The organism is Mycolicibacterium mageritense, from assembly GCF_010727475.1.
In the GTDB taxonomy this organism is placed as follows: Bacteria; Actinomycetota; Actinomycetes; order Mycobacteriales; family Mycobacteriaceae; genus Mycobacterium; species Mycobacterium mageritense.
The window spans coordinates 6,221,497-6,233,522 of record NZ_AP022567.1; the positions used below are offsets into that span (position 1 = coordinate 6,221,497).

10 protein-coding genes are annotated in these 12,026 nt (G+C 68.2%); 8 read left to right on the forward strand and 2 right to left on the reverse strand.

The features are described 5' to 3' along the window. Positions 1-66: 66 nt before the first annotated feature. Genes uvrC through G6N67_RS30045 form a run of 5 tightly spaced genes read left to right on the forward strand, consistent with a single transcriptional unit; the run spans position 67 to position 6,558 of the window. A complete protein-coding gene (gene uvrC, locus G6N67_RS30025; protein WP_036441510.1) occupies positions 67-2,091 on the forward strand; it encodes an excinuclease ABC subunit UvrC in 2,025 nt (674 codons plus the stop codon). Between the two features lie 46 nt (positions 2,092-2,137). Further along, on the forward strand, positions 2,138-3,046 hold the full coding sequence (rapZ, locus tag G6N67_RS30030; protein WP_036441513.1) for an RNase adapter RapZ: 909 nt from the start codon (positions 2,138-2,140) through the stop codon (positions 3,044-3,046). Beyond that, positions 3,043-4,131, forward strand: a complete 1,089-nt coding sequence (locus G6N67_RS30035; RefSeq protein WP_036441516.1) for a gluconeogenesis factor YvcK family protein — start codon at positions 3,043-3,045, stop codon at positions 4,129-4,131. Before rapZ ends, G6N67_RS30035 begins: the two co-directional genes overlap by 4 nt. Next, on the forward strand, positions 4,128-5,105 hold the full coding sequence (whiA, locus tag G6N67_RS30040; protein WP_081812854.1) for a DNA-binding protein WhiA: 978 nt from the start codon (positions 4,128-4,130) through the stop codon (positions 5,103-5,105). The genes G6N67_RS30035 and whiA overlap by 4 nt, the downstream gene beginning before the upstream one ends. Positions 5,106-5,115: 10 nt before the next feature. Further along, the gene (locus tag G6N67_RS30045; protein ID WP_051579255.1) at positions 5,116-6,558 is read left to right on the forward strand and encodes a DKNYY domain-containing protein; all 1,443 of its coding nucleotides are present in this window, start codon (positions 5,116-5,118) and stop codon (positions 6,556-6,558) included. 44 nt (positions 6,559-6,602) lie between these two features. On the opposite strand, the gene G6N67_RS30050 is transcribed toward G6N67_RS30045, so the two are convergent. Then, positions 6,603-8,225 carry an SLC13 family permease gene (locus tag G6N67_RS30050; protein ID WP_235684070.1) on the reverse strand — a complete coding sequence of 541 codons (1,623 nt, stop codon included), beginning with the start codon at positions 8,223-8,225 and terminating at the stop codon, positions 6,603-6,605. 102 nt (positions 8,226-8,327) lie between these two features. On the opposite strand from G6N67_RS30050, the gene G6N67_RS30055 reads away from it, so the two are divergent. From G6N67_RS30055 to G6N67_RS30065, 3 genes are read left to right on the forward strand one after another with little or no spacing between them, the layout of a single operon-like run. Next, complete coding sequence (locus tag G6N67_RS30055; RefSeq protein ID WP_036442242.1) at positions 8,328-8,975, forward strand: TetR/AcrR family transcriptional regulator; 648 nt, start codon at positions 8,328-8,330, stop codon at positions 8,973-8,975. 5 nt (positions 8,976-8,980) lie between these two features. Continuing rightward, positions 8,981-9,895 (forward strand): sterol desaturase family protein, encoded by a 915-nt coding sequence (locus G6N67_RS30060; protein ID WP_036441522.1) that lies wholly within the window; start codon positions 8,981-8,983, stop codon positions 9,893-9,895. A 10-nt stretch (positions 9,896-9,905) separates the two neighbouring features. Continuing rightward, positions 9,906-11,267, forward strand: coding sequence for a TIGR01777 family oxidoreductase (locus G6N67_RS30065; RefSeq protein WP_036441525.1), 1,362 nt, complete (start codon positions 9,906-9,908; stop codon positions 11,265-11,267). On the opposite strand, the gene G6N67_RS30070 is transcribed toward G6N67_RS30065, so the two are convergent. Beyond that, complete coding sequence (locus G6N67_RS30070) at positions 11,264-11,929, reverse strand: TetR family transcriptional regulator (protein WP_179976762.1); 666 nt, start codon at positions 11,927-11,929, stop codon at positions 11,264-11,266. The two genes, G6N67_RS30065 and G6N67_RS30070, sit on opposite strands and share 4 nt — an antisense overlap. Positions 11,930-12,026 lie beyond the last annotated feature (97 nt).

Here is a 12,026-nt window from a genome sequence, read left to right on the forward strand (position 1 = left end):
CGTCCTCACCCGCACCCCTCCGACGGTAGCCGAGATCGGTCGGATCGCGGCAGTAACCTGGAAACCGTGCCCGATCCAGCGACGTATCGCCCGGCGCCCGGATCGATTCCGGTGGAGCCCGGCGTCTACCGCTTCCGCGACCCTCACGGCAGGGTCATCTACGTCGGTAAAGCCAAGAGTCTGCGCAGCAGGCTGACTTCGTACTTCGCCGACATCGCCGGCCTGGCGCCGCGCACCAGGCAGATGGTGACGACTGCGGGCAGCGTCGAGTGGACGGTGGTCGGCACCGAAGTCGAGGCGCTGCAGCTGGAGTACAACTGGATCAAGGAGTTCGATCCTCGGTTCAACATCCGGTATCGCGACGACAAGTCCTACCCGGTGCTGGCGGTCACCCTCAACGAGGAGTACCCGCGGCTCATGGTCTATCGCGGGCCACGCCGCAAGGGGGTGCGGTACTTCGGGCCGTACTCGCACGCGTGGGCCATCCGCGAGACGCTCGACCTGCTCACCCGGGTGTTTCCGGCGCGGACGTGTTCGGCGGGAGTATTCAAGCGGCACAGGCAGATCGACCGGCCGTGCCTGTTGGGCTACATCGACAAGTGCTCGGCGCCGTGCGTCGGTCGGGTCACCGCGGCCGAGCATCGCGAGATCGTGCTGGACTTCTGTGACTTCCTCGCAGGCAAGACCGACCGGCTGGTCCGCGACATGGAGCAGCAGATGGCCGCGGCCGCCGAGGAACTCGATTTCGAACGGGCGGCGCGGCTGCGGGACAACATCTCCGCGCTCAAACGAGCGCTCGAGAAGCAGGCCGTCGTGTTCGGTGACGGCACCGACGCCGACGTGGTGGCCTTCGCCGACGACGAGCTCGAGGCAGCGGTGCAGGTGTTCCACGTGCGTGGCGGGCGAGTCCGCGGCCAGCGTGGCTGGATCGTCGAAAAGTCGGGTGACCCAGAACAATCCGGCCAGGAACAGCTGGTCGAGCAGTTCCTCACCCAGTTCTACGGCGACCAGGCCGAGCTCGACGGGGCTGCCGACGAGGCGACCAATCCCGTGCCGCGCGAGGTGCTTGTCCCGGTGTTGCCGCCCAACGCCGACCAGCTGGCGACCTGGCTGAGCGGGCTGCGGGGTTCGCGGGTGAGCCTGCGGGTTCCGGTGCGCGGCGACAAGCGCGCGCTGGCCGAGACCGTCGGGCGCAACGCGCAGGAGGCACTCGCGCAGCACAAACTCAAGCGCGCCGGCGACTTTAACGCGAGATCGGAAGCCCTGCAGAGCATTCAGGACGGTCTGGGCCTGGCCGATGCCCCGCTGCGCATCGAATGCGTCGACATCAGCCACGTGCAGGGCACCGACGTGGTGGCCTCCCTGGTGGTGTTCGAGGACGGGCTGCCGCGTAAGTCCGACTACCGGCACTACGCCATCCGGGAGGCGGCCGGCGAAGGCCGGTCCGACGATGTGGCCTCGATCGCAGAGGTGACCCGGCGGAGATTTCTGCGACACGTCGCCGATGCGCAGCCGGACCCGGCGGCCGAGCAGCGTCCGCGACGGTTCGCCTATCCACCGAACCTGTTCGTGGTGGACGGTGGCGCACCCCAGGTCAACGCCGCTGCGACGGTGCTCGAGGAACTCGGGGTCGACGATGTCGCGGTGATCGGGTTGGCCAAACGCCTCGAGGAGGTGTGGGTGCCCGGTGAGCCCGATCCGGTGATCTTCCCGCGCAACAGTGAAGGGTTGTACCTGTTGCAGCGCGTGCGTGACGAGGCGCACCGGTTCGCCATCTCGTATCACCGCAGCAAGCGCTCGAAACGCATGACCGCTTCGGCGCTGGACTCGGTGCGCGGCTTGGGGGAGCACCGGCGCAAGGCGTTGGTCACCCACTTCGGATCGGTGGCACGGCTCAAGGAGGCGACGGTCGAGGAGATCACCGCGTTGCCCGGAATCGGGGTGGCGACTGCCAAGGCCGTGTTGCAGGCGCTGACCGGCGAGCCGCAGACCGAGCCCGGCACCGAGCCGCCGGCCGAACCGGGCGGTCAGGCGCCGGATTCGGAAGCGTCGGAATCGGTAATCAACGATGATCAACGCACGGGGTCGTGATGACAGGGTCGGGAGTGAGCGTTAGTGGACGTCAGGCGGTTGTGACATGACCGGACAATTGCATGACGACAACCCGGACCCGGATGCGCCGTCGGGCATCGACGTCGTCCTGGTGACCGGTTTGTCGGGCGCGGGCCGGGGGACCGCGGCCAAGGTGCTTGAGGATCTGGGCTGGTATGTCGCCGACAACCTGCCGCCGGAGCTGATCGCCCGGATGGTCGAGCTGGGCTTGGCCGCCGGTTCGCAGATCACCCAGCTCGCCGTGGTGATGGATGTGCGGTCGCGTGGCTTCACGGGCGACCTGGACTGGGTTCGCAACGAGCTCGCCGCGCGGGGTATCACGCCGCGCGTGCTGTTCCTCGAGGCGTCCGACGACATCCTGGTGCGCAGGTATGAGCAGAACCGCCGCAGCCACCCGCTGCAGGGCAATCAGACCCTGGCCGAGGGGATTGCCGCCGAACGCGCGATGCTGGCGCCGATCCGGGCCGTGGCCGATCTGGTCATCGACACCTCCACGCTGCCGGTGCCGGCCCTGCGCGGGAGCATCGAACGGGCCTTCGGCAACGAGACCGTGGCGCACACCAACGTCACAGTGGAGTCGTTCGGCTACAAGTACGGGCTGCCGATGGATGCCGACACGGTGATGGATGTGCGATTCCTGCCCAACCCGCACTGGGTCGACGAACTGCGCCCGCACACCGGCCAGCACCCTGGCGTGCGTGACTACGTGCTGGGGCAACCAGGTGCCGTCGATTTCGTCGACACCTACCATCGGCTGTTGGACGTCGTCATCGACGGATACCGCCGGGAGGGGAAGCGCTATATGACTGTCGCCATCGGCTGCACCGGTGGTAAGCATCGCAGTGTCGCGATCGCCGAGGCACTCGCCGAGCGGTTGCAGCACGGTGACGGACTGACGGTGCGGGTGCTGCACCGGGATCTGGGTCGCGAATGACGCCGGCACGCGAGGACGACAATTCACCCAAGCGCATCGTCGCCCTCGGCGGGGGGCACGGGCTCTATGCCACGCTGTCGGCGGCGCGCCGGCTCACGCCGCACGTGACCGCGGTGGTCACCGTCGCCGACGACGGCGGTTCGTCGGGGCGGCTGCGTGGCGAGCTCGACGTGGTGCCCCCGGGCGATCTGCGAATGGCGCTGGCGGCGTTGGCATCTGACAGTCCGCATGGCCGGCTGTGGGCGACCATCATTCAGCATCGGTTCAGCGGCAGCGGCGCGTTGGCCGGCCATCCCATCGGCAACTTGATGCTGGCAGGGCTCAACGAGGTGCTGGCCGATCCGGTGGCCGCGCTCGACGAACTCGGCCGGATCCTGGGTGTCAAGGGCCGGGTGCTGCCGATGTGCCCCATCGCGCTGCAGATCGAGGCCGACGTCGCAGGCCTGGAGTCCGACCCGAGGATGAGCCGCGTGATCCGCGGCCAGGTGGCCATCGCGACCACTCCCGGCAAGGTGCGGCGCGTGCGGTTGCTTCCCGCCAATCCGCCTGCCACGCGGCAGGCGGTCGAGGCGATCATGGCCGCGGACCTGGTGGTGCTCGGTCCCGGGTCGTGGTTCACCAGTGTGATCCCGCACGTCCTGGTGCCCGAACTCGCGGCGGCCCTCAAGCACACGCCCGCGCGACGTGCGCTGGTGCTCAACCTCGCGGCCGAACCCGGGGAGACCGCGGGCTTCTCGTCCGAGCGGCACATCCACGTGTTGGCCCAGCATGCGCCCGACTTCACGGTGCATGACATCATCGTGGACGCCAGCTGCGTGCCCAGCGACCGGGAACGTGAGCAGCTCATTCGTACCGCGAACATCCTGCAGGCTCAGGTCGAGTTTGCTGACGTGTCCCGACCTGGTACACCTTTACATGACCCGGCGAGGTTGGCCGCGGCCTTGGAAGGCGTCCGGTTGCGGGCCGCGGTACCCGGCCGCGCGGCGCAGGAGCCCACCGTTCCTACGCCCGCGGCCACGTCGGTTGACGTCGGGTATCAGGAGCCGACACCGAACAGATCGAGAGGGGACGATCCGTGGCGATGACAGCCGAGGTGAAAGACGAGCTGAGCCGGCTCGTGGTGAACTCGGTGAGCGCTCGCCGCGCCGAGGTGGCCTCGCTGCTGCGGTTTGCCGGCGGGTTGCACATCGTCGCGGGGCGCGTCGTGGTCGAGGCCGAGGTGGATCTCGGGATCATCGCGCGTCGCCTGCGCAAGGACATCTACGACCTCTATGGCTACAACGCGGTCGTCCACGTGCTGTCGGCCAGCGGCATCCGCAAGAACACGCGCTATGTGGTGCGGGTGGCCGCCGACGGGGAAGCGCTCGCACGCCAAACCGGTTTGCTGGACCTGCGTGGCCGCCCGGTGCGCGGCCTGCCCGCGCAGGTCGTGGGCGGCAGTGTGGGCGACGCCGAGGCGGCCTGGCGTGGCGCGTTCCTGGCCCACGGATCGCTGACCGAGCCCGGGCGCTCGTCGGCACTCGAAGTGAGCTGCCCCGGGCCTGAGGCGGCATTGGCGTTGGTGGGCGCCGCGCGGCGGTTGGGTGTCAGCGCGAAGGCCCGCGAGGTGCGGGGCAGTGACCGCGTTGTGGTGCGCGACGGTGAGGCCATCGGTGCGTTGCTGACCAGGATGGGCGCCCAGGACACCAGGTTGACCTGGGAGGAGCGCCGGATGCGCCGTGAGGTGCGCGCGACGGCCAACCGGTTGGCGAACTTCGACGACGCGAACCTGCGCCGGTCGGCGCGAGCCGCGGTGGCGGCGGCGGCCCGTGTGGAGCGGGCACTGGACATTCTCGGTGACGGTGTGCCCGACCATCTGGCGGCCGCAGGCAAGCTGCGGGTCGAACACCGGCAGGCTTCGTTGGAGGAGTTGGGCCGGCTGGCCGATCCGCCCATGACGAAAGATGCTGTGGCGGGCCGGATCAGGCGGCTGTTGTCCATGGCCGACCGCAAGGCGAAGCAGGACGGTATCCCCGACACCGAGTCGGCCGTGACGCCGGACCTGCTCGACGACGCGTGACCGTGCGGCGATGACCCTGCCCGTCGTCGCCGTCGACGGACGGGTCGTGTTCGTCGAGGACGGCGCGGCCGCGCCCGTCGGCGGCGGTATCGCGGCCGACGGGTTTTCCGTGGTTCACCTGTTTCGCCGCGGATGGCTGTGGTTCGGATACCTGCGCGACTCGCAGGGGGTCTGGTGGTTCGACGGCAAGCGGCGCGGAGCCACGTTGGTGACCGCCGACGCGGACGGTTTCCGGGTGGTCGACGACGACTACGGTCTGGATTCCGAGCACGTCTACCTCGAGGCAAGGCCGATTCCCGGCGCCGATCCGGCGAGTTTCGAGATGCTGGCCGACACACCCTATTTCGCCAGGGATCGAGCCCGCCTGTATGTCAAAGGCGGGCAGCACTTCTTCTGGTTCGACGAGGTCGACGCGGCGTCGCTCATCGCGAACGGCCAATACGTGACCGACCGCGATCATCTGTTCCACCACTCCGCTGGCCTGACCTATGCCAATCAGGACAAGGAAACCGCTACTGTCACACACCGTTCGGACAATGAGCACGACATGCTGTTGGTGGACTGGCTGCGCAAGCACCATTCCGGTACGGCCGGGTGGTGGCACGCGGACTATGACAGGGCGCCCACGGGCGCACGGCCACTGGCCCACGACTGGCATCGCACCGCGGACGCGGTGTTCTTCGCCGAGCGCACGGGGTTCGGTGGGGAAGCTCGGCTGACCTGGAACCTGGTTCGGGGCGCCGACCCGGCGACGTTCACGGTGTTGGACGAGGTGCACGGTCGCGATGCGAGCGGCGTGTTCTGCCGGTGGCGCCGCGTCCGCGCCGCGGAGCCCGAGTCGTTCCGCGTGCTCGGCGGGCGATTCGGTGTCGACGCTGACCGCGTGTACTTCAACGGGTACGCGGTCGCCGGAGCCGATCCGGGCACCTTCACGGCGATTCCGGCGGTCGTGGAGTTCGGCAAGGATCGGAAGCGGTTGTTCCGCAGGGACTTTACCCGGACCACCCAGCCGTTCGGACCTCCGGACGAGGTGCTGGTGGCGGTGGGCGGCGCCGACCCTGACACGTTCCAGGTGTTCGGTGATCGCGGCGTGTGGGCAGCCGATGCCACCACCGTCTACCTGCGTGGCGCACCGAAGCGCAAGCTCGACGCCGCGAGTTTTCGGTTTCTGGGGGAGACGCCCACCAACTGCTGGGCGTGCGACCGCAACGGCCTCTACCGCTCGAACGGATCACTTGTGGTCGCCGGGGTGGAGGGCGCCTCGTTCGTCAAACTCGACGACCACTGGGGCACCGACGGTGCCGTCGTCTTCTCGTTTGTCACCGGTGCCGTCCAGAAGGCGGCCGATGCCGCGACCTTCCGGGTCGTCGACCCGGACGGCGGCGCAGAGGACCGCGATGCCTGCTACCGGATCGAGAACGGCTCCGTGCGAAAGCGCAAGCGCACCAATTAGGTCGGCTCACACAGACAGCAACGCCCACCCCACTGCGAACGCGGTCAGCACCGAAACGGCGGTGAGCGGGATGCCGAACCGGACGAACGTCGCGTCGAATAGCCGCCGGGCCGCATCACCATCAGGTTCGATTGGTGGCTGAACGGGTTCAGGAACGTGAACGAGATGCACGTGCCCACGAGGATCAGCAGCAGCACCGGATCCAACCCGGTGGTGCCTGCGATGGTCAGGACGACCGGGGTCAGGATCGCCGCGGCAGCCGCGTTGGTGACGATGTTGGTCAACACCGTGGTCCCCACCGCGATGACGAGGACCACCAGGGCGGTGTTGTCGCCGGACAGGCTCAGGATGGCAGCCGAGATGTGGCTGCCCAGACCGCTGTTGACGACGATGGTGCCGAGGCCGATCGACCCCGCGATGATCGCGAGGATGTTCCAGTTGAGCGCCCGGACCGCCGATCGGGGCGTCAGCACGCGCGTGAGCACCATGAGCACCGCGCCGGCCACGGCGATGAGTTCGACCGGGGCCAGCCCGAACGATCCGGCTGTGACGACTCCGGCCAGAATTGCGAGGGCGATCCAGGTCTTACCGGTCTGCGGTGCCTTGTCGGTGGCCTGCTGCCACAACGCGACCAGCGGATTGTCGGCCAGTACTTCGACGGAGCCCGCCGTCACCAGGCACAGGGCGCCCGGATCGGCATGGGCGTCGCGCAGGCGCTTGCTGGTCTGCGCGGCGATCACGGTGATGTCCTCGTTCTCCTCCAGGTCACGCACTGTCGCATCTTCGTTGCCTGCGACCGCGACGAGGTAGAGCCGCTGCGGCGACAACCCGAATCGTGGGCTGCCCCAGAGCATGCGCACGCCCGCCTCGGTCGCGCGGTAGACCAGCACGTCGTCCTCCGCCAGCACGGAATCGGCGGCGATCGGCTTGCCCCAGCGCAAGATCTCCTGAAGCTGAAACTCGGCGGTGGCGCGGATGCCGAGTTCGGCTGCGGTGCGACCGACGGCATTGGCCTTCGCGGAGACGGGAATCTCGGTCTGCCAGGTGAGGTCACGCTCGGTGATCTCGGGGCCACCGCGCAACATGCGCGATGACGTCACCAGCAGCGCGATCCAGCCGGCGAGGGCAACCGGAACCGCGACCGGCACGAAGGAGAACATCGACATCTCGACTCTCGACGGTGCTGCGAGGGCCGCGATGAGGAGGTTGGAGCTCGTGCCGATCAGGGTCGCGGAGCCGGCCAGCGTGGTCGCGTGGGCGATCGGCAGAAGGACACCGCGAGCCGGTACGCCTGACTGTTGTTGCAGCTCCTTCGCGGCGGGGATGAGCATCGCCACGATCGGGGTGGTGTTGATGAGGGCCGAGACGAAGCCGACCGGGGGGATGAGGCGCAGCAATGCCTGGCTGGAGGTATGCACTCCGGACAGGAGCCGGTAGGTCACCCGGGACACGACGCCCGTGTGCAGGACACCTTTGGCGATCACCAGCATCGCCGCGATGGTGATCACGCCCGCGTTGCTCAGGCCACCGAAAAGCTCGCTGGGCGTGGCTATTCCGAGCAGACCCGCAGCCACCAGAGCGCAGATCAGGGCGAGGACAGCAGGAGCTCTACCGGTGGTCATCGCGACGAGCGTGGCGACGACGATGACCGCAGCGACGAGTGCCATGCACAGGATTCTCGACTACGGGCACCGGTTGGGCCGTGTTCACAGCCTTTTCATAACCAACATTATTCAGATAACGGTTACTATCTGAATGTGGGTGATGATGTGACTGAAGACGATAGAAAGCCCCAGCGGTTGACGCGCGCCGAGAACCGCGCCCGAACTCGCGCGCTGTTGTTGGACGCAGCGGCGCGCACATTCGCGCGCAAGGGCTACGCCGCGGCCTCGGTCGAGGAGATCGCGGCGACCGCCGGGTTCTCGGTCGGTGCGGTGTACTCGAACTTCTCGGGCAAGGAGCAACTGTTCTCCGAACTGATGGCCGACCGCGCGACCGGACGCATCGGTGAAGTGGTCGAGACGCTTTCCGGCGACCATACGGCCGGCGCCGCCGGCCCGCTGCGTGCCCTGGGCCGGATGCTCATCGAGATCGCCGACAAGGACATCGAGTTCGAGGCGATCCAATCGGAGTTCTGGTTGCATGCGGTGCGCAACCCCGAGGTGATGCAGATCCTGGTCGATCGTTCGGCGAAAACGCTCGCGTCGCTGCGCGAGATCCTGACCGAAGCGCTGGAGCGCAACAATGTCGACGCGAGCGTCTCGCCGGACGCGTTCGCAGTCGTGGTACTGGCCCTCTTCCAGGGCCTGATCCGGCAACGGCGCATCGACCCGGGGCGGGTGCCCGAAGAGCTGTTCGGGCAGGCGCTGGCCTGGCAGCTCGCGGGCATGCCCAAGGCAGCTTCGGGGAAGGCGTAGCCACGATGGACGACGCCTTGCGAATCGGGCTGTACGCCCTGCCTGCTTTCTTCCTGCTCATGGCCATCGAGTTCGTGTCCTATCGCTTCGACAAGGACGCCCCGGGCCCCTCCCGCGCCCGGGCGGGCATCTCGTGGCGGGACAGTGCCACGAGCCTGTCGATCTACGTGATCGGCCACCACGTCCGGCCGCTGGAGCGGTTCATCGAGCTGCCGATCGTCGCAGTCGCGGCTGCCTTTGCGCCACTGCATCTTTCACCATCGAACTGGTGGGTGTGGGTCATCGCGATCGTGTCGGCCGACTTGGCCTATTACGCCAAACATCGGATGTCACACCGGGTCCGGTTGTTCTGGGCCGCGCACAGCGTCCACCACTCGAGCCGGCATTTCAACCTATCCACGGCCGTGCGGCTGTCCTGGCTCATCCCGGGGTCGTTTCTCAGTTCGGTCGTGTACGTGCCGTTGGCGCTGATCGGTATCCCGGTCTGGTTGATCTTCCTCGCCCAGGCGATCGTGCTGCTGTATCAGTTCCCGATCCACACCGAACGCATCGACCGGTTGCCGCGCGTCATCGAGTACGTGTTCAACACGCCCTCGCACCACCGGGTGCATCACGGCGCCAACAATCCGTACCTGGACAAGAACTACGCGGGCATCTTCATCGTGTGGGACCGCATGTTCGGCAGCTTCGCGGCCGAGGACGAGCCGGTCCGTTACGGGCTGACCAAGAACATCGACACCTACAACCCCGTCAAGGTCAACTACCACGAGTTCGCCGCCATGGTCCGCGACGTCTGGCAGGCCACGACGTGGCGCGGCCGCATCGGATATCTGCTGCGGCCGCCGGGCTGGCGCGAGCACGATGGCGCCGCAACGGACGGCGCGCCCGAAACACCCGCGACAGTGCAAGCGTCGCACTAGGGTTCAGCCAATGGAGCGGCAGTTCTCGGCGACCATCGAGGCACCGCGTGACGAGGTGTTCGCCTGGCATGCGCGTCCCGGCGCGTTCGAGCGGTTGTCACCGCCGTGGCAGCCGATACGCATCGTCAGCGAAGCGGGATCGCTGGCCGACGGCCGGGCCCGGCTCGCGCTGCCGGGCGGGCTGCGCTGGGTGGCTCAGCATGATCCGCAATCCTATGACCCGCCAGGGCGTTTCGTGGATCGCGTCAGCAGTGACGGGATCGCGTCGCTACCCGTGCGCGCACTCGTGCCGTGGACTCACACGCACGAGTTCGAAGACGCAGGGGATGGCCGGACCCGAATGATCGATCGGGTGCACACGCCGGTGCCGGCACGCGCGTTGAGGCCGATGTTCGCCTACCGGCATCGCCAGTTGGCCGACGACCTCGCGGCACACCGAGAAGCTCGTGCGCGAGGCCTGCGGCCGATGACGGTCGCGATCACGGGCTCGTCCGGCCTCGTCGGTTCGGCATTGTCGGCGTTCCTCACCACCGGGGGACACCGCGTGATCAGGCTCGTGCGGAGGCCGGAAGCGAAACCCGAAGAGCGGCAGTGGGATCCGGATGATCCCGGTCCGGACCTGCTGGCCGGCGTAGATGCGCTCGTCCACTTGGCGGGTGCCTCGATCGCCGGCCGGTTCAGTCCCGCGCACAAGCGGGCAGTGCGCGAGAGCCGCGTCGGCCCGACGCGACGACTCGCCGAACTCGCCGCCCGCACCGACGGCGGCCCGTCGGTTCTTGTCTGTGCCTCCGCGATCGGGTTCTACGGCAACGACACCGGTGATCACGCCGTGACCGAGGTCGGTGACCAGGGGGACGGCTTCCTCGCCGACGTCGTGGCCGACTGGGAGGCCGCGAGTGCCCCGGCCATGGAGGCCGGGGTGCGGGTCGTGCAGGTGCGCACCGGCATCGTGCAGTCACCCCGCGGTGGCGTGCTGGGTGCGCAATATCCGCTGTTTGCGCTCGGCCTCGGCGGCCGGATCGGCGGCGGCGCGCAGTGGCTGTCATGGATCGGCATCGACGATCTCGTCGACGTTTACCACCGGGCACTATGGGACGGTGATCTGGCCGGTGCGGTCAATGCCGTTGCCCCCGAAGCGGTCCGCAACATCGAGTACACCCGTGTGCTCGGCCGGGTGTTGCGCAGGCCCACCGTGCTGCCGGTGCCCATGCTCGGGCCCCGGCTGCTGCTGGGCGCCGAAGGGGCCCGGGAACTGGCGTGCGCCAGCCAACGCGTGGCGCCGGCCAGGCTTGAGCGGGCCGGGCATCGCTTTCGCCAACCCACGTTGGAAGGCGCATTGCGGCACGTGCTCGGCCGCACACACGGCGGTTAGGACGCCGACTCGACGAGCCCCACGCACATCGCGGTCAGCAACCGCGTGAGCGTCGGGACGAACTCGAAGTCGAACTCGGGCGGGACGGCCGGTTCGGTGGCGTAGGCGTCGACCAGGTCGGCGGGCGGATGTACCACCTGCCAGAGGGTGCCGGCCAGCGCGGTGGCCGAGGACAACACGTCGGCCGCGCCCTGGCGCCCCAGCGCGGGCAGCGCGCGTTCGATTGCCTCGGCCAGTGAGATCACCGCCGGATAGGACTGGCGTTTGACCTTGATGACCTGCTCGGGTTGCACCTCGTGTTCGAGATGCAAAGGGAGATAAGCCAACAGGTCGCAGAACAGGGGATCGTCGGCGAGCCCGGCCACCAGGGCCTCGGCTACGCGCCGGGGCGACATCGGTCCCGGCCCGGCCAGGCTCGCACACACCGCCGCCGACCAGCGGCCCCACCCCTCGGCGGCCAGGTGCAGCAGGATGTCCTTGTGCGAGTCAAAGTATCGCCGCACTGCCGAATGATGAACTCCCGCACGGTCGGCGACCGCGGTGAGCGTTACGGCGGCGACGCCCGACTCCAGTGCCAGTGACCGCGCTGCCTCCATCAGTGCGGCCGCCCGTGCCCGCTTGGTCTCCGCGGTGCGGGCGCGCTTGAAGGTGAGCGGTTCCACGCGGCCGACCATAACCGAAGGTATGTGCGTTGTGGGCGGTCCGAACGGCGGTAGCCACCGTTACGCACATCGTGTGCGTTAGCATCTTTGGGCAGCC